This window comes from Janthinobacterium kumbetense (assembly GCF_023703445.1).
Lineage (GTDB): Bacteria > Pseudomonadota > Gammaproteobacteria > Burkholderiales > Burkholderiaceae_D > Janthinobacterium > Janthinobacterium kumbetense.
In genome coordinates, this window is record NZ_JAMQGR010000001.1 from 1090143 (window position 1) to 1108702 (window position 18560).

14 protein-coding genes are annotated in these 18560 nt (G+C 68.4%); 12 read left to right on the forward strand and 2 right to left on the reverse strand.

Going from position 1 to position 18560, the window contains the following annotated elements:
- Positions 1–2: 2 nt before the first annotated feature.
- Together NCG91_RS04920 and NCG91_RS04925 are read right to left on the reverse strand one after the other, a co-directional pair.
- Positions 3–749, reverse strand: coding sequence for an N-acyl amino acid synthase FeeM domain-containing protein (locus tag NCG91_RS04920; protein WP_099668059.1), 747 nt, complete (start codon positions 747–749; stop codon positions 3–5).
- Between the two features lie 200 nt (positions 750–949).
- On the reverse strand, positions 950–1573 hold the full coding sequence (locus NCG91_RS04925) for an XrtA/PEP-CTERM system exopolysaccharide export protein (RefSeq protein WP_099668060.1): 624 nt from the start codon (positions 1571–1573) through the stop codon (positions 950–952).
- A 243-nt stretch (positions 1574–1816) separates the two neighbouring features.
- Between NCG91_RS04925 and NCG91_RS04930 the strand changes: the two genes are divergently transcribed.
- Genes NCG91_RS04930 through NCG91_RS04985 form a run of 12 tightly spaced genes read left to right on the forward strand, consistent with a single transcriptional unit; the run spans position 1817 to position 18557 of the window.
- Positions 1817–3346 carry an XrtA system polysaccharide chain length determinant gene (locus NCG91_RS04930; protein ID WP_251348823.1) on the forward strand — a complete coding sequence of 510 codons (1530 nt, stop codon included), beginning with the start codon at positions 1817–1819 and terminating at the stop codon, positions 3344–3346.
- 16 nt (positions 3347–3362) lie between these two features.
- On the forward strand, positions 3363–4205 hold the full coding sequence (locus NCG91_RS04935; RefSeq protein WP_251348824.1) for an XrtA-associated tyrosine autokinase: 843 nt from the start codon (positions 3363–3365) through the stop codon (positions 4203–4205).
- Entirely contained in the window at positions 4189–5718 is a 1530-nt protein-coding gene (locus NCG91_RS04940) for a TIGR03016 family PEP-CTERM system-associated outer membrane protein (RefSeq protein WP_251348825.1), read from the forward strand. The genes NCG91_RS04935 and NCG91_RS04940 overlap by 17 nt, the downstream gene beginning before the upstream one ends.
- Positions 5719–5730: 12 nt before the next feature.
- Complete coding sequence (wecB, locus tag NCG91_RS04945) at positions 5731–6891, forward strand: non-hydrolyzing UDP-N-acetylglucosamine 2-epimerase (RefSeq protein ID WP_251348826.1); 1161 nt, start codon at positions 5731–5733, stop codon at positions 6889–6891.
- The gene (locus tag NCG91_RS04950; protein ID WP_251348827.1) at positions 6888–7745 is read left to right on the forward strand and encodes an XrtA system polysaccharide deacetylase; all 858 of its coding nucleotides are present in this window, start codon (positions 6888–6890) and stop codon (positions 7743–7745) included. Before wecB ends, NCG91_RS04950 begins: the two co-directional genes overlap by 4 nt.
- The gene (locus NCG91_RS04955; RefSeq protein ID WP_251349220.1) at positions 7745–8824 is read left to right on the forward strand and encodes a FemAB family XrtA/PEP-CTERM system-associated protein; all 1080 of its coding nucleotides are present in this window, start codon (positions 7745–7747) and stop codon (positions 8822–8824) included. The genes NCG91_RS04950 and NCG91_RS04955 overlap by 1 nt, the downstream gene beginning before the upstream one ends.
- Before the next feature lie 15 nt (positions 8825–8839).
- A complete protein-coding gene (locus NCG91_RS04960) occupies positions 8840–10141 on the forward strand; it encodes a TIGR03087 family PEP-CTERM/XrtA system glycosyltransferase (RefSeq protein WP_251348828.1) in 1302 nt (433 codons plus the stop codon).
- The gene (gene xrtA / locus NCG91_RS04965; RefSeq protein WP_251348829.1) at positions 10138–11733 is read left to right on the forward strand and encodes an exosortase A; all 1596 of its coding nucleotides are present in this window, start codon (positions 10138–10140) and stop codon (positions 11731–11733) included. The genes NCG91_RS04960 and xrtA overlap by 4 nt, the downstream gene beginning before the upstream one ends.
- Positions 11723–12925 (forward strand): TIGR03088 family PEP-CTERM/XrtA system glycosyltransferase, encoded by a 1203-nt coding sequence (locus NCG91_RS04970; RefSeq protein WP_251348830.1) that lies wholly within the window; start codon positions 11723–11725, stop codon positions 12923–12925. The genes xrtA and NCG91_RS04970 overlap by 11 nt, the downstream gene beginning before the upstream one ends.
- Before the next feature lie 10 nt (positions 12926–12935).
- Positions 12936–14888, forward strand: coding sequence for an XrtA/PEP-CTERM system amidotransferase (locus NCG91_RS04975; protein WP_251348831.1), 1953 nt, complete (start codon positions 12936–12938; stop codon positions 14886–14888).
- A gap of 4 nt (positions 14889–14892) precedes the next feature.
- Positions 14893–16122: a TIGR04063 family PEP-CTERM/XrtA system glycosyltransferase gene (locus NCG91_RS04980; RefSeq protein ID WP_251348832.1), complete on the forward strand. Its 1230-nt coding sequence runs from the start codon at positions 14893–14895 to the stop codon at positions 16120–16122.
- Positions 16119–18557 (forward strand): glycosyltransferase, encoded by a 2439-nt coding sequence (locus NCG91_RS04985; RefSeq protein ID WP_251348833.1) that lies wholly within the window; start codon positions 16119–16121, stop codon positions 18555–18557. The genes NCG91_RS04980 and NCG91_RS04985 overlap by 4 nt, the downstream gene beginning before the upstream one ends.
- Positions 18558–18560 lie beyond the last annotated feature (3 nt).

Here is an 18560-nt window from a genome sequence, read left to right on the forward strand (position 1 = left end):
AATCAATTGCGCCCCTGCCTCAGCCGGTCAGTAATGCCAGGCTCATCCCATGTCGGAAAAAAAAAGGGGTAAAACGACCGTTCACCCCCATGCTGTTCCATCAGGCCACCGTACTTACGGATCTGGGCCCCCATGTAATCGAGGTCCAGCCGTAGCAGCACGGCCGGCGCCCCCACGCGCGTGCACTCGCGCTCGCCGCCGAAGTCCTGGAATCCCAGCATGCGCTTGTAGAACACCACGTGGCGCGGGTTGACTTCGATCACGTAATCCGTAAAGCCGTGAATATTGTGGGCATAGATATAAGAGATATGAATCAGCGCCGCGAACACGCGCTTGCTCACCCCCTTGTCGATGGCCAGGCGCGACGGTTCGCACAGGCGCCGGCCTTCCTCGCGCAGGATGTCGAGCTTGTCGCGGAAGTTTTCATCGGCCGGCAAGCCGGTCTCGTCATTGTCGAGGCACAGGGTCATGGTGCCGACGGTGGTGCCGGCCGTTTCCGCAAACAGCGTGATTTTATTCAGGGCATGCGCGATGCCGGGATCGACGGCATAACCGCGCCAGCCGTACATCTTGCGGATCAGCAAACTGGCCGCCTCGCGCCGGCCGCGCGAATTGGCCATGCGGATATGAAAGCGCTGCAGGTCGAGCTCATGCTCCATGGCAGGGTCGATCTGCCCCTCGCCCACCACCAGGTCATTGAAAGTACCGGGCGTGTCGAAGGAAATAATGGGTTCATCTTCAAAGCTCATCTTGTCCTCACGTTCATCGGCCGCCGTCGAGACGGACTGAAGCCAATGCCTTGTGACAAGAGAAAAACTGGAGAAGTTCCCGCGCCTGGCAAAAAAAACAGAAGAAATATGCTATTTAATAGCAAAATTGCATGCTGAAATTTGCCTGCAAGTACAAAATGACAAATATATGTGCTGTTTTGATATTGCCGAGTCCGCTATTAAAAGAAGCTCTCCGGTATCAGCAGCACGTCGCCAGGGCGCATCATGACGTTGGCGGAAATATCGCCACGCTTCAAGAGGTCGTCGAGGCGCACGCCCAGCTGCTGCTGGTTGCCTTCGCGCATGCGGATGATGCTGGCCTTGTTGCCGGCCGCAAAATCGGTGATGCCGCCCACGGCGATGAGCACGTCCATCAGCGACATGCCCAGCCGGTACGGCAGCGCCTGCGGCTTGGCCGCTTCGCCGATGACGCGGATCTGCTCGCCATACGGGCCCGAGAAATTGGTGACGATGACCGTCACCACGGGCTGCTGGATGAACTTGCCCAACGCTTGCTCGATGTCGCGCGCCAGCTGGGTCGACGTCTTGCCGCTGGCGGGCAAATCCTCGACCAGCGGCGTGGTGATCTTGCCGTCCGGCCGCACGGCCACCGTCAGCGACACTTCCGGATTGCGCCAGACGATGATGTTGACGGAGTCTCCCGGTCCGATCAGGTAGTCGTGCATGGGCGCGCTGTCGTCGGAGGGCGCCAGCGGATGGGACGTGCGGCAGGCGCCCAGCAAGCCGGCGGCCAAGCCCAGGCCCAGCGTGTTGCAGACAAATGCACGGCGAAACGGATTCATGCGGAGCCTCTTCGAGTCGATGGCGCGTCCATGGCCGGCCGCGCAGAACCAGCCTGGGCCGCGAACTTCCTATGATTATTAAAACCCGGCAAGTCAACCTTGAGGCGTATCAAGAAGCAATCATCTTGGGAAATTTTGCCTCCCAGCCGCCCTATACTTTGCTTACTCAACAGGCAAGCATTTCTTGCAAGACGCCGTCGCCAGCCCATCGACCGTGCAGCACCGTCACCTGAAGGAAGCGACATGGAAGAATTGATACAGCAATTGCTTTCCAGCCTGAAAGGCATCTGGAAGTACCGCTGGCATGCGGTGCTGGTGGCGTGGCTGGTGGCCATCGTCGGCTTCATCAAGGTGATCACCCTGCCCGACGACTTCCAGACGTCGGCGCGCGTGTTTGTCGATACGCAAACCATCCTCAAGCCGCTGATGGCCGGCATGACCAGCGTGCCGAACACGGAACAGCAGGTGGCCATCATGAGCCGCACCCTGCTCAGCCGCCCGAACGTGGAGCGCGTCATGCGCATGGTCGACCTCGACCTCGATTCGAAGACCGTGCGCGAACACGAGGCCCAGCTCGACGACCTGATGAGCCGCATCAAGATCACCGGCACCAACGCGTATGACATCTACACGATCAGCTACAGCGGGCGCGACCCGAAGCTGGTGCGTGACGTGGTGCAAAGCCTGCTCACCATCTTTGTCGAAGGCAGTTTCCAGGGAAAAAAAGGCGATTCGCAAAAGGCGGTGCAATTCATCGACGAGCAGATCAAGAATTACGAAGACAAGCTGAGCGCGGCGGAAAACCTCGTGAAGGAATTCAAGATCCGCAACAACCTGCTGCTGCCGCGCCAGGGCATCGACTATGGCAGCCAGCTGCTGATGTCGTCCGATAGCCTGAACAATGCCAAACTGGAACTGGTCGAGGCGGAGCAGGCCCGCAAGGCCATCCAGAGCCAGATCGAAGGCGACGAGCCCGTGCTCGACCTGGAACCGAACGCATCGGCCATCGCGAATCCCGAACTCGACGAGCGCATCGCCACGCTCAACAAGAACCTCGACAGCCTGCGCATGCAATTTACGGAACTGCACCCCGACATCATTTCCTCGAAGCGCCTCATTGCCCAGCTGGAAGAACGCAAGATCGAGGAAAGCAAGCTGAAGACGGCGGCCGGCGACCCGGGCAAGAACTACAGCCCCATGCTGCAGCAGCTGAAGGTGGCGCTGACGGATGCAGACGCCAAGGTGGCCGCCATCCGCGCCCGCGTGCAGGAATACAACGCGCGCAATGAACGCCTGCTGGCGCAGAGCAATGCCGTGCCCGAGGTGGAATCGCAGCTGGCGCAGCTGAACCGCGATTACATCATCAACAAGGAAAACTATGAAAAGCTGATCGGCCGGCGCGAAGCGGCCAAGCTGTCGGGCGAACTCAGTTCCACCACGGAAATGATGGCCTTCAAGATCATCGACCCGCCCACGGTGCAGTATGCGCCCGTCGGCCCGAACCGCCCGCTGCTGTTCAGCGCGGCGCTGGGCGCGGCCCTGGTGGCCGGCATCGCCACGGCCTTGCTCATCAGCCAGGTGCGTCCCACCTTCCTCAGCCCCGCCGAACTGCGCGACGCCACGGGCTTGAACGTGCTGGGCACGGTATCGATGAACTGGACGGCGCTGCAGCAAGTGCGCCGCCGCCGCGCCCGCTACGGCTTTGGCGCCTGCCTGGGCAGCCTGTTCGTGCTGTACGGCGGGGTCATGACGGCCGCGCTGCTGAAATTCTAGATCCCAGGGAGCGACGATGAGCAGCAAGGACAGCGGCAAGCAGGAACCCACCATCCTGGGCGTGGCCGAGGCCGGCGTGCCGTACGGCGCAGCGGGCGCGGCGGGTGCGGATGGCGCGGACGCGGCCCGGTCGCCCCAGTACCGCCCCCTGAACCTGGCCCGGCTGGCGGAGCAAGGCATGCTCACGCAGGAAGGCGGACGCAGCTCGGTGGCCGAGGATTTCCGCATCATCAAGCGCCCGCTGCTGCGCCAGGCGCGCGCCACCGGCGCCGAGGCCATCCGCCACGGCAACCTGATCGTCGTCACCAGCGCCATGCCCGGCGAAGGCAAGACCTACTGCGCTGTCAACCTGGCCATGAGCATCGCCATGGAAATGGATATCACGGTGTTGCTGGTCGATGCCGACGTGGCGCGCCCGTCCGTGCTGAAGGTGCTGGGCCTGCCGCCGGAGCCGGGACTGATGGACGTGCTGCTCGACCCGCAACTGGCCATGGGCGACGTGATCCTGAAAACCAATGTGGCCAACCTGAGCATCCTGCCCGCCGGGCGCAGCAACAAGCATGCGACGGAATTGCTGGCCAGCCGCGCCATGAGCCGCCTGCTGGCGGAAATTGCCAGCCGCTACAGCGACCGCGTCGTCATCTTCGATTCGCCGCCCCTCTTGATCACCAGCGAGGCGCACGCGCTGGTCGGGCAGATGGGACAAGTGGTGATGGTGGTCGAGGCGGAAACGACGACGCAGCACGCCGTCAAGGAAGCGCTGCGGCAGATCGAGTCGTGCGAACACATTCATTTGATCTACAACAAGACCAAATCGTTCCCCGGCAACGACTACTACGGCTATGGCTATTACGACTAGCGGCCGGGTTCCGCTGCCGCTGCTGCCGTTCCTGTCCCTGCTGCTGCCCCTGCCGGCCGGCGCCGTCGACTGGCTGGTGAAACCGTCGCTGCGCCTGCGCGAAAGCTATACGGACAATGCCTTGCGCGCGCCGTCCGGCCAGGCGCAATCGGACTTCATCACGGAAATCGCGCCCGCCATCGCCCTCATCGGCACGGGTCCCCGCCTGCGCGTGCACCTCGATTACAGCTGGCGCAAATACCTGTCGGGGCAGCGCGCCGATACGGATACCCACGAACTGCGCGCCTCGGCCGACGCCGAGCTGGTGCAGGACTGGTTCTTCATCGATGCGGACGCCAGCGTGAGCCGGCGCAACATCTCGCCATTCGGCCCGCAACTGATCGACGGCCTGCCCGACACGGACAATGCCAGCACCGTGCGCACGACGGGCATCAGCCCCTACCTGCGCCACCGTTTCCGCGGCCTGGCCTCGGCCGAGCTGCGCTACACGCGCAACACGGTCGACAGCGGCGGCGACCTGCTCTCCGTGCACAGCGATGAACTGGAGTTGCTGCTCAATGGCGAGCCGCGCGGCAACGGCTGGACCTGGAACGCCAGCCACGACGTGCGCCGCACGCAGGACAGCAAGCTGGCGCCCGTGCGCATGCAGCGCAGCAGCGCGGGCTTGCGCTATCCCATCGACAGCAAGTGGGCGGCCACGGCCAGCGGCGGCATGGAAAAGGAAGGCTATCTGTCGACCAGCGGCAAGGCGCCGGCGGGCCGCTTCTGGTCGCTGGGCGGCGTGTGGACGCCGTCGCCGCGCACCAGCGTGGCCTTCAGCACGGGCAAGCGCTTCTTTGGCACCACCTACAGCCTGGACGCCACCTTCCTGCAGCGCCATACCAACTGGCAATTGAGCTACGGCGAAAACATCACCACCATGCCGACGCAGTTTTCGCGCCTGGGCGACCGCGATGCGGGCCGGCTGCTCGATCAATTGTGGCGCGGCATCTTTCCCAATGCGCGCGACCGGCGCTTGCGCATCGACGCCTTCCTGCGCTACGCCAACAGCCTGGGGCCGGAACGGGGCGCCATCAATTACTTCAGCCACCGCTATTTCCTGCAAAAGCAGCTGAAGCTGACGATGGCGCGCGCCACGGCGAAAAGCACGATGATCGTCGGCGTCACGGCCGTCGACCGCACGGCGCAAACGGCCAGCGGCATCGACAGCGGCTTGCTGCCCGGCGTGGAGTTCGGCAGCGAAGACCGCACGCGCCAGGTCGGCGGCAACCTGGGCTGGGGCTGGCAAGCCAATTCGCGCACCACCGTCAATGTCAATGCCGGCTACGCCGGCGTGCGTTCGCTGAGCGCGCCCCGGCGCGACAACAACATCACCTTGACGGCCGGCTACACGCGCATCCTGCAGCCGGACATGACGGCCAGCATCGACGTGCGGCACACGCGGCACGCCAGCAACCGCGGCGGCGATTACCGCGAAAACGGCGTCAGCGCCACGCTCACCATGCAATTCTAAGGAGGCTGCAGCATGTCCGACCCTTCGCTGTCATCCGCCGCGCCGGCGCACCTGCTGTGCGTGGTGGCCGCGCGCCCCAACCTGATGAAGATGGCGCCCATCCTGGCCGCCCTGGCGCGCCATGCTCCCGCCGTGCGCGTGACCTTGCTGCATACGGGCCAGCATTACGACACGGCCATGAACGAACAGCTGTTCATCGACCTGGACATGCGCCCGCCCGACATCGCCCTCGACGTCGGCTCCGGCAACCACGCGCAGCAGACGGCCGAGATCATGCGCCGCTTCGACGCCGTGCTCGACGCCCATCCGCCGCTGGCGCCCGATGCCGTGCTGGTGGTGGGCGACGTCAATTCCACGCTGGCGTGCGCGCTGGTGGCGGCCAAGCGCGGCACGCCCGTGATCCACGTCGAGGCGGGCTTGCGCAGCGGCGACCGGCGCATGCCCGAGGAAATCAACCGCGTGCTGACGGATCAATTGTCCGACCTGCTGCTGACCAGCGAGGAAGGCGCGCGCGCCAACCTGCTGCGCGAAGGCATCGCCGCCGAACGCATCCACTTCACGGGCAACGTCATGATCGACAGCCTGCGGCAGCAGCTGCCGCGCGCCATGCCGCCCGCCGCCACCCTGCGCGCCCACGGCCACGCCTGCCCGCCCGCGTATGGCCTGTTGACCCTGCACCGGCCGTCGAACGTGGATGACCCGGCGCAACTCGAAGCGCTGCTGCAGGCGCTGGGACAGCTGTCCCGCCGGCTGCCGCTGCTGTTTCCCATCCACCCGCGCACCCTGGCCGGCCTGCGCCTGGCGGGCCTGGAAGCGCAGCTGGCGCGGCACGCCATCGTCAGCCTGCCGCCGCTGGGCTACCTGGAAATGCTGGGCCTGATGCAAGAGGCGCGCCTGGTGCTGACGGATTCGGGCGGCGTGCAGGAAGAAAGCACGGCCCTGGGCGTGCCCTGCCTGACCCTGCGCGACACGACGGAGCGCCCCGTCACCGTCAGCGACGGCACGAATACCCTGGCCGGCACGCAGCCGGCCGCCATGCTGTCGCTGGCGCGGGGCATCCTGGACACGGGCGGCAAGCGCGGTCGCCTTCCGCCCCTGTGGGATGGCCATGCTGCCGAACGCATCGCCGCCGTCGTCGCGCCCTGGCTGGCGGCGCGCCGGGGCACGCCATGACGCCGCCGTCATCTTTGATCTTGCGCAATGCGCTGACCATCGACGTGGAAGACTATTTCCAGGTGTCCGCCTTCGCGCCGCACATCGCGCGCGCCGACTGGCCCCGCCTGGAATGCCGGGTCGAGGCGAATATCGAGCGCATCCTGCTGCTGCTGGAAGGCCGGCGCATCCACGCCACCTTTTTTACCCTGGGCTGGATCGCCGAGCGCTATCCGGCCATGCTGCGCCGCGTGGCGGACGCCGGGCACGAAGTGGCCAGCCATGGCTATGCGCACCAGCGCGCCTGCGACCAGTCGACCGCGCAATTCGCCCACGACGTGCGCCACAGCAAGACCATCCTCGAGCAAATAACGGGGCTGGCCGTGCACGGCTACCGGGCGCCCAGCTTTTCCATCGGCGCGGCCAACCTGTGGGCCTTCGACGTGCTGCAGGAAGCGGGCTACCGCTACAGTTCCAGCATCTACCCGATCCGCCACGACCACTACGGCATGCCGGACGCACCCCGCTTCGCCTGGCGCCCGCGGGGACCGCTGGGCGTGCTGGAATTGCCCGTCAGCACCGTGCGCCTGCGCGGGCGCAACGTGCCGGCCGGCGGCGGCGGTTATTTCAGGCTGATGCCGTATGCACTGTCGCGCTGGCTTTTGCGACGCATCAATTCGCGCGACGGGCAAGCTGGCATATTCTATTTTCATCCTTGGGAACTCGATCCCGGCCAGCCGCGCCCGGCGGGCCTCGACGCCAGGACGCGCTTTCGCCACTACCTGAACCTGGGGCGCATGGAAGCGCGGCTGGCGCGCCTGACGGGCGATTTCTCCTGGGACCGCATGGACCGTATTTTTCTGGAAAGCACATGATGCACGAGGCCAGCCTTCCTCCCGACCCGCTGCATGGCAGCGCCGCCATCGCCGTGCGCTCGCTGCAGGGGCACGACCATGCGCGCTGGGACGCCTTCGTCGACACGTGCCCGGAAGCGACCTTCTTCCACCGCGCCGGCTGGCACACCATCATGCAGCAGGGTTTCCGGCACGACAGCCATTTCCTGTACGCGGAACAGCACGGGCACATCGCCGGCGTGCTGCCGCTGGCCCATTTGCGCAGCCGCCTGTTCGGTTCGTCCCTCGTCTCGCTGCCCTTTTGCCTGTACGGCGGCATCGCCGGCGGCGGCGCGGCCGTGCGCCAGGCCCTCGACAGCGCGGCGCTGGCGCTGGCCCGGCGCCTCGGCGTGGGCCACCTGGAATACCGCTGGCGCGAGGCGGAACAACAGCCGGACGCGGCCTGGCTGCACAAACCCCTGTACGCCACCTTCCGCCGGGCATTACACCCCGAGGCGGAACAGAATCTGCTGGCGATCCCCCGCAAGCAGCGCGCCGTCGTGCGCAAGGCCATGGCGGGCGGCCTGCACAGCGCCATCGACTATGACCTCGAGCGTTTCTACCCGCTCTACGCATCCAGCGTGCACCGGCTGGGCACGCCCGTCTTCGCGCGCCGCCACTTTGCCCTGCTGCGCACGGTGTTTGGCGGCGATTGCGAGATCCTCACCGTGTATCACGGCCAGCAGGCGCAAGCGAGCGTGCTGCTGTTCTATTTCCGCGACGAAGTGCTGCCGTATTATGGCGGCGGCAGCGTGCTGGCGCGCCGCACGGGCGCCAACGATTTCATGTACTGGGAAGCGATGCGCCGCGCCAGCGCGCGCGGCTGCCGCCTGTTCGATTTCGGCCGCAGCAAGCTCGGCACCGGGGCATACGATTTCAAGAAGAACTGGGGTTTTACGCCGCAGCCGCTGCCGTATGCGTGCCGGCTCGTGCGCGCCAAGGCGTTGCCGGAAGTCAATCCCCTGAATCCGAAATACGCGCTGTTCATCCGCGCCTGGCGCCGCCTGCCGCTGCCGCTGGCCAACCTGCTGGGGCCGCACATCGTGCGGCAACTGGGCTAAGCAAGGGAACATACCATGCGCGAACTGCTCTTCCTCGCCCACCGCCTGCCGTATCCTCCCAACAAGGGCGACAAGATACGTTCGTGGCACATGCTGCAATACCTGAGCCGGCATTTCCGCGTGCACCTGGGCTGCTTCATCGACGATGACGACGACTGGCGGCACGCGAAAAGCGTGGCCGCCCTGTGCGCCAGCACGCGCTTCATCGGTTTGCAGCGCGGCACGGCCCGCTGGCGCGCCATGCAGGCGCTGCTGTCGCGGCAAGCCATGAGCGTGCACTATTACCGCGATGCGCGGCTGCTGCAATGGGTCGACGGCTTGCTGTCCGGCGGCAAGGTACGCCATGCGCTGGCCTTTTCCGGGCCCATGGCGCAATACATCGACGGCAGCGCGGGCCGCGCCCTGCACCGCGTGATCGATTTCGTCGACGTCGATTCCGACAAGTGGCGCCAGTACGGCGACAGCAAACCCTGGCCCATGTCGCTGCTGTACCGGCGCGAAGCGCAGCTGCTGCTGCAGTACGAGCGCCACATCGCCCAGCAGTTCACGGCCGCCAGCTTCGTCTCGCCGGCCGAAGCGGCCCTGTTCCGCCAGTGCGCGCCGATGGCGCGGCGCAAGACGGGATACTTCAACAACGGCGTCGACACGGCGTATTTCACGCCCCAGCCGGCACGGCCCGGCGTGTATCCGGCCGGCGTGCAGGCGCTGGTGTTTACGGGCGCCATGGATTACTGGCCGAACGTCGACGCCGTGCAATGGTTCGTGCGCCACGTCTGGCCCGCCCTGCGGCGCGAGTTTCCCCGGTTGCAGTTCTATATCGTCGGCAGCGCACCCGTGCCCGCCGTGACGGCGCTGGCCAGGATTCCTGGCGTGGTGGTGACGGGCAAGGTGCCCGACATCCGCCCCTACCTGGCGGGCGCGGCCCTGGCCGTGGCGCCCCTGCGCATCGCCCGCGGCGTGCAGAACAAGGTGCTGGAAGCGATGGCGATGGGCAAGATCGTGCTGGCCACGCCGCAGGCGCTGGAAGGCATCGCCGCCCAGCCGGGCCTGGAACTGCTGCTGGCGCGCGACGAGGCCGAATTCATCCACCATGCCGCGCGCGTGCTGCGCCATGCCCAGGGCGGCGCGGCCGAAGCGAGCGGCGCGGCCATGGGCGCGGCGGCGCGCCAGCTGGTCTTGCAGGATTACGACTGGGAGCGCAATCTGCGCGGCCTGGGCGCCATGCTGGGCATATCGGCCGAGGCCGAGGCCGGGTCGAATACGCCGGCCGGCGGCGCCGCCGCGCCCATGCTGCCCGTGCGGGAACCCTCCACATGAGCGTGCAACTCGACCCGGTTGCCTGCTTGCCGGATGCGGCCGTCCGGCCGGACGGGCATGGCCAGCGGCATGCCCTGCCACTCCTGCTGCTGGCCCTGGCCGCCGTCGTGCTGCTGTACCACGCCACCTTCTGGTCGATGCTGGAACTGTGGTCGCGCTCGCAGACCTTCGCGCACGGCTTCTTGATCGTGCCCATCAGTTGCTGGCTGGCCTGGCGCCGGCGCGCGCGCCTGGCCGCGCTGGCGCCCCAGCCGTCGCGGCCAGGCTTGCTGTTGCTGGGCGCGCTGGGCCTGGCCTGGCTGCTGGCCGACGCCGCCAACGTGCCCGTGGTGGAACAATATGCGGCCACGGCCATGCTGCCCGCCTGCGTGCTGGCCATCCTCGGCTGGCCGGCCGTGCGCCTGCTGGCCTTTCCCCTCGCGTACCTGTTCCTCGCCGTGCCGTTCGGCGAAGTCTTCCTCGAACCGCTGATCGACTTCACGGCCGCCTTCACCGTCACCGCGCTGCAATGGACGGGCGTGCCCGTATTTCGCGATGGCAGCAATTTTTCTCTGCCCACGGGCAACTGGTCGGTGGTGGAAGCGTGCAGCGGCTTGCGCTACCTGATCGCCGCGCTGGCCCTGGGCGCCCTGTTCGCGCATGTCAACTTCCACAGCACGCGCCGGCGCCTGGCCGTCATGGCCGCCGCGCTGCTCGTGCCCATCCTCGCCAATGGCGTGCGCGCCTATATGATCGTGATGCTGGGCCACCTGAGCAACATGCGCCTGGCCGTCGGCGTCGATCACCTGATCTACGGCTGGCTGTTCTTCGGCCTGGTGGCGCTGCTGCTGTTCTGGCTGGCCGCGCGCTGGCGCGAACTGCCGCCGGCGCCGACTTTGCCGCCCGCCTTGCCAACCCCGTCCGTCCGCCCCGGCGCCGGCGCGGCCAGCCCGCGCGCCGTCGTGCGCGCCAGCGCCGCCTGCCTGCTGCTGGCGGCCCTGTGGCCGGCCCTGGCGCTGGCCAGCCACCGCGACGACGGCGCCGCGCTGCCCGCCATCGTGCTGGCCTTGCCCGATCCGCCCGCCTGGCGGCGGCTGCACGATGCGGCACCGGGGAATATCAACTGGCAGGCGCCGTATGCGGGCAAGCCCGCGCTGTTTGCAGCCACATATGCGCGCCAGGACGGCGACGGCGCGCCGGTGGGACTGCAACTGCGCTGGTATGCGCGCCAGGTGCGCGATGCCGAATTGCTGACGCATCTATCGTCGCCCTACGGCGCGCGCTGGACGGCCCTGGCGCAGCGCGTGTGGCAGGTCGGCTTGCCCGGCGGCGCCCTGGACGTGCGCGAAAGCGTGCTGGCCCACGGCGGCGAGCGCCTGCTGGTGTGGCGCGTCTACCGCCAGGGCGGCGTCGTTACGGCCCGGCCCGTGCTGGTGAAACTGCTGCTGGCGCAAGCCAAGCTGCTGGGCAGACGCCAGGATGGCGCCGACCTCATCGTCTTTGCCGCCTACGACGAGCTGGCGCCGCCGCCGCGCGCGCACCTGCAAGCCTTCCTGCGGGCGGCGCTGCCCGTCATCGAACAACGCTTGCAGGAGTTGCCGCATGGCCCTTGACACCGACACGGGCCGCGCGCCGGCGGCCAGCACGGCCCCGCTGATCGTGCACGTGATCCACCAGCTCGACGTGGGCGGGCTGGAAAACGGCCTGGTGAACCTGATCAACCATTTGCCGCCGGAACGCTACCGGCACGCCATCGTCTGCCTGAAGAACGCCACCGCGTTTCGCCAGCGCCTGACCACGCCCGGCGTCGACATCATCAGCCTGGACAAGCGCGAGGGCAAGGACTGGCGCCACTACCTGCACCTGTACCGCGTGCTGAAACAGCTGCGCCCGACGCTGGTGCACACGCGCAACCTGGGCTGCCTCGAAGCGCAACTGCTGGCCTGCCTGGCCGGCGTGCGCCTGCGCGTGCATGGCGAACACGGGCGCGACATGAGCGACTTGCACGGCACCCGCCGCAAATACCGGCTGCTGCGCAAATGCATGCTGCCGCTGGTGCAGCACTTCATCGCCGTCAGCGCCGACCTGGGGCAATGGCTGGTGGACGCCATCGGCGCGGCGCCCGCGCAGGTGTCGCACATCGGCAATGGCGTCGACAGTGTGCAATTCCATCCGCGCCTGGGCCCGCCGGCCGCCGTGGGTCCGCCCGGCTTTCTGTGCAACGGCGCCTTCGTCATCGGCAGCGTGGGCCGCATGGCGGCCGTCAAGGACCACGCCTCGCTGGTGCACGCCTTTTTACTGTTGCTGGCGCAGCCGGGCGCCCGCGCGCGCCTGCGCCTGATCATCGTCGGCGACGGACCGTGCCGCCAGGCCTGCCTGGACTTGCTGCGCCAGTCCGGCGTGGCGCACCTGGCCTGGCTGCCCGGCGCGCGCGACGACGTGGCGCAGCTGCTGCGCGCCATGGACCTGTTCGTGCTGCCGTCGCTGGCCGAAGGCAGCTCGAACACCATCCTCGAAGCGATGGCGACGGGACTGCCCATCGTCGCCACGCAGGTGGGCGGCAATGCGGAACTGGTGCAGTCGGGCTGGAGCGGCACCCTGGTGCCGCCCGGATCGCCCGAGATGCTGGCCGACGCCATGCTCGACTATTACAGCATGCCCGAACTGGGTCCGCGCCACGGCGCGCGCGGGCGGCGCCAAGTGCTGGCCGAGCACAGCCTGCCCGCCATGGCCGGCGCCTACCTGGCCGTGTACGACCGCCTGACGGGCGCGCGCCAGCCCTCCCCCCTGTCCACCACTCCCTGAAAGGCCTCCCATGTGCGGCATCAGCGGCATCTTTGATTTGCAGGGCCAGCGCGACATCGACGTGCTGCTGCTGGCGCGCATGAACCACAGCCTGCGCCACCGTGGGCCGGACGAAGGGGGATTGCACCGCGAGCCGGGACTGGGCCTGGCGCACCGGCGCCTGTCCGTGATCGACCTGGCCAGCGGCCAGCAGCCGCTGTTCAACGCCGACCGCAGCATCGCCATCGTCTTCAATGGCGAAATCTATAACTATCGCAGCCTGATGGCGGAACTGCGCCAGTTCGGCCACCCGTTCCGCACCAGCAGCGACACGGAAGTCATCGTCCACGCGTGGGAACAATGGGGAGAGCAATGCGTGCAGCGCCTGCGCGGCATGTTCGCCTTCGCCCTGTGGGACCGCCGGCGCCACCTGCTGTTCCTGGCGCGCGACCGCCTGGGCGTGAAACCCCTGTACTACGGCGAGGCGGACGACGGCACCCTGCTGTTCGGCTCCGAACTCAAGGCCCTGCTCGCGCATCCGGCCATGCCGCGCGCGCTCGACCCGCTGGCCGTGGAAGAGTATTTCGCCTACGGCTACGTGCCCGAGCCGCGCAGCATCTTCCAGCACGCGCGCAAGCTGCCGCCCGGGCATACCCTGTCGATTCGCGCCGGCCAGCCGCTGCCCGCGCCGCAGCCGTACTGGGACGTTCCGTTCACGCCGAACCCGCCCGCCAGCGAAGCGCAGGCGGCCGACGAACTGCTGGCGCGCCTGCGCGAAGCCGTGCGCATCCGCATGGTGGCCGAGGTGCCACTGGGCGCCTTTTTGTCCGGCGGCGTCGATTCGAGCGCCGTCGTGGCGCTGATGGCCGGGGCCAGCAGCACGCCCGTCAACACCTGCTCCATCTCGTTCGGCGACCCGGCGTACAACGAGGCGCGCTACGCCGACCTGGTGGCGCGCCGCTACGCCACGGCGCACCACGCGCGCCAGGTCGAGCAGGACGACTTCGAACTGATCGACCTGCTGGCCAATCTGTACGACGAACCGTTCGCCGACAGTTCCGCCATGCCCACCTACCGCGTCTGTCAGCTGGCGCGCCAGCGCGTCACGGTGGCCCTGTCGGGCGACGGCGGCGATGAAAGCCTGGCCGGCTACCGGCGCTACCGCCTGCACACGCGCGAGGAAAAAGTGCGCAAGGCCATGGACCCGCTGCTGCCGGCCGGCCTGCGCCAGTCGCTGTTCGGCACCCTGGGGCGGTGGTACCCGAAGGCCGACTGGGCGCCCCGTTTCCTGCGCGCCAAGACCACGTTCGAAGGCCTGGCGCGCGACACGACGGACGCGTATTTTCACGGCGTCAGCCTGCTGGGCGACGCCATGCGCGCGCGCCTGTTCAGTCCCGAGCTGCGGCGCAGCCTGCACGGCTACCGCGCCGTGGAAGTGCTGCGCCGCCACGCGCTGGCCAGTCCCGCGCAAGACCCGCTGTCGCAGGTGCAGTACCTGGACTTGAAAACCTACCTGCCCGGCGACATCCTCACCAAAGTCGACCGGGCCAGCATGGCGCATGCGCTGGAAGTGCGCTCGCCCCTGCTCGACCATGAACTGGTGGCGTGGATGTCCGGCCTGCCGCCGCAATTGAAGCTGCGGCGCGGCGTAGGCAAGTACCTGCTGAAAAAAGCCCTGCGCCCGCTGCTGCCCGACGCCCTGCTGTACCGCCAGAAGATGGGCTTTTCCGTGCCGCTGGCCGACTGGCTGCGCGGCCCGCTGCGCCAGCGCCTGCAACAGCGGCTGCTGGGTCCCACCCTGGCGCAGTGCGGCCTGTTCGACATGGATTACGTGCGCCTGCTGCTGGAACAGCACGCGAGCGGCCGGCGCGACTACAGCGCGCCCCTGTGGGCGCTGCTGATGTTCGAGTCCTTCCTGCGCCAGGTGCTGCCGGCGGGTGCAAATAAGACGCCGGCGCCCGCGCCGGCCATGGCAATGGAGTAAATCCATGCGCATCCTGCACATCCTCGACCACTCGCTGCCCCTGCACAGCGGCTACACCTTCCGCACCCTGGCCATCCTGCGGCAGCAGCGCGCGCTGGGCTGGCACACGATGCAGCTCACCAGTGCCAAGCAGGGGCCGACGGATGGCGCGCAGCAGCTGGTCGACGGCTGGCATTTTTATCGCACGGCGCCCGATGCGCGCTGGTGGGCGCGCCTGCCCGTGCTGCGGCAGGTGGCCGTCATCACCGGCCTGGCCGTGCGCCTGCGCCGGCTGGCGCGGCGGCTCAAGCCCGACATCCTGCACGCGCATTCGCCCGCCCTGAACGCCATCGCCGCCCTCAACGCGGGCCGCGCGCTGGGCATCCCCGTCGTATATGAAGTGCGCGCCTTCTGGGAAGACGCGGCCGCCGACCATGGCAGCAGCCGGCCCGGCGGCCTGCGCTACCGCCTCACGCGGGCACTGGAAACCTACGCGCTGCGCCGCGCCGACGCCGTCACCACCATCTGCGACGGCTTGCGGCGCGAACTGTGCGCGCGCGGCGTGCCCGCGCATAAAATCACCGTCATCCCGAACGCCGTCGATGCGGCCGCCTTCAGCGCCACCGCCGCCGAAGACCACTGGCTGGCGCACAAGCTGGGCCTGCATGGCCACCTGACGATCGGCTTCATCGGCTCGTTTTACGCCTACGAGGGACTGGACCTGCTGCTGCGCGCCATGCCGCGCCTGCTGGCAGCGCAGCCGGCATTGCGGCTGCTGCTGGCCGGCGGCGGCCCGCAGGAAGCGGCGCTGCACGCACTGGCGGCCCAGCTGGGCATCGCCCACGCCGTGGTCTTCGCCGGCAGGGTGCCGCATGCGCAGGTGGCCACGTATTATCAGTTGATCGACATCTGCGTGTACCCGCGCCTGCCGATGCGCCTGACGGAGCTGGTGACGCCCTTGAAACCGCTCGAGGCGATGGCCCAGGGCCGCCTCGTGGTGGCGTCCGACGTGGGCGGCCACCGCGAACTGCTCCAGCATGGCAAGACGGGCATGCTGTTTCGCGCCGGCGACGCCGACGCGCTGGCGCACGCCATACTGGCCCTGCTGCTGGCGCCTGCCAGCTGGCCGGCGCTGCGGCGCCAGGCGCGCGCCTTCGTCGAGACGGAGCGAAGCTGGGACGCCAGCGTGGGCCGCTATGCGCCCGTGTATGCGCGCGCGGCGGCGGCACGCGTGGCGGCGGGAGCGATGCCATGATCTTCACGGGCCTGCGCATCGCGCTGGTCGGCCCGCTGCCGCCGCCGGCCGGCGGCATGGCGAATCAGACGGCGCAACTGGCGCGCATGCTGCGCGACGATGGCGCGCAAGTGCAGCTGCTGGCCGTCAACGGCCCCCTGCTGCCGCCCTGGCTGGCGCGCATCCGCTACCTGCGCGCCGCGCTGCGCCTGCCCGTGCACCTGTGGCGGTTGTGGCGCGCCGCCAATACGGTCGACCTGTTCCACATCATGGCCAATTCCGGCTGGTCCTGGCATTTGCAGGCCGCGCCCGCGCTGTGGATCGCCAGCCTGAAAGGCAAGCCGGCCCTGCTCAATTACCGGGGTGGCGAAGCGGCCGCCTTTTTCGCCCGCTCGCCGCGCCTGGTGGCCTTCAGCCTGCGCCGCGCCAGCGCCATCGTCGTGCCTTCGGCCTACCTGGCCGGCGTCTTCGAGCGCCATGGCCATACGGCCCACATCGTGCCGAACGTGGTGGACTTGCAGCGTTTTACCCACGCCGCACGTGCCGCGCCGGCATCGGCCGATGGCCCATGCATCCTCGTGGCGCGCCACCTGGAAAGCCTGTACGACAACGCCAGCGCCGTGCGCGCCTTCGCCCTCGTGCGACGGAGCTATCCCACGGCGCGCCTGGTGCTGGCAGGCGGCGGGCCGCAGCGCGCGGCGCTGGCGCGCCTGGCCAGGTCGCTCGGCGTTCTCGATGCCGTGCGCTTCGCCGGCCCCGTCGACAACGCCGCCATGCCGGCCCTGTACCAGGCCAGCGACATCGTCCTCAATCCCAGCCTGGCCGACAACATGCCCAATTCCGTGCTCGAAGCGCTGGCTTGCGGCGTGCCGGTCGTCAGCACCAACGTGGGCGGCATCCCCGCCCTGCTGCAGGACGGCGTGACGGCGCTGCTGGTGCCGCCCGGCGAGCCGGCCGCCATGGCGCAAGCCATCGTGGCGCTGCTGCGCGACCCGCCCCGTGCGTGGGCCATGGCAGACGCGGGCCTGGCGCACGCCGCCACCTTCGGCTGGCCCGGCGTCGCGCCCAGGCTGGCCGCCCATTACCGCCGCATCCGCGCCGCGCCGCGCCCCGGCGCCTACACGCGCTGCGTCGCCCGCTGGCTGTTTCCCCTGCACGAATGGCTGAAGGGGCACCACAGCGCGCGCCTGCTGCGCCGCCTGGAACGCTCGCAGTGGTGGAGCGCGCAGCAGCTGGAAGCGTGGCAGCTGGCGCGCCTGCGCGCGCTGCTGCGCCACGCGGGCGCGCACGTGCCGCATTACCGCGCCCTGTTCGCCCGCAGCGGCTTCGACCCGGAACAGGTACGGCAGCTGGCCGATCTGGCGCGCCTGCCGCTGCTGCGCAAGCGCGACATCGCGGCTGCGCGCGACAGTTTCAAGTCCGCCCGCGCCGTGGGCTTGCGCCCGTTCGCCACGGGCGGCTCCAGCGGCGAGCCGCTGCAGTTCTTTCTCGGACGGCGCAGGGTCAGCCACGACATCGCCGCCAAGTGGCGCGCCACGCGCTGGTGGGGCGTCGACATCGGCGACCGCGAAGCCGTGTTGTGGGGTTCGCCCATCGAGCTGCATGCGCAAGACCGCGTGCGCCGCCTGCGCGACGCGCTGCTGCGCACCACCCTGCTGCCCGCGTTTGCCATGTCGCCCGACCGCCTCGACGGCTACGTGCGGCAGCTGCGCCGCTGGCGTCCGCGCATGCTGTTCGGCTACCCGTCGGCCCTGTGCCGCATCGCCAGCCACGCCGGCGCGCGCGACCTGCCGCTCGACGGCCTGGGCGTGAAAGTGGCTTTCGTCACGGCCGAGCGCCTGTACGACGAACAGCGCGCGCAGATCGCCGCCGCCTTCGGCTGCCCCGTGGCCAACGGCTACGGCGGGCGCGACGCGGGCTTCATCGCCCACGAATGCCCGGACGGCGGCATGCACATCACGGCCGAAGACGTGATCGTGGAAATCCTTGATGGCCAGGGCCAGCCGCTGCCGCCGGGAGTGACGGGCGAAATCGTCGTCACCCACCTGGCCACGCAAGACTACCCATTCATCCGCTACGCCACGGGCGACGTGGGCGCGCTGGGCACGCAGCCGTGCGCCTGCGGCCGCGGCCTGCCCCTGCTGCAGAAAATCGAGGGGCGCAGCACGGATTTCCTCACCGCCGCGGACGGCACCGTCATGCACGGCCTGGCCCTCGTCTACATCGTGCGCGAACTGCCGCAGGTGCGCAGCTTCAAGATCATCCAGGAAACCCTGCTGCGCACGCGCGTGCTGCTGGTCTGCCAGCCCCGCCTGGACGACGCCACCCGCGCCGTCATCGTCACCGGTTTCCAGGCCAGACTGGGCGCGCAAGTGGACGTCGTTATCGAGGAAGTCGACGAAATCGCGGCGGAGGCGTCGGGCAAGTACCGCTATGTGCTCAGCAAAGTCGCCTAGCCA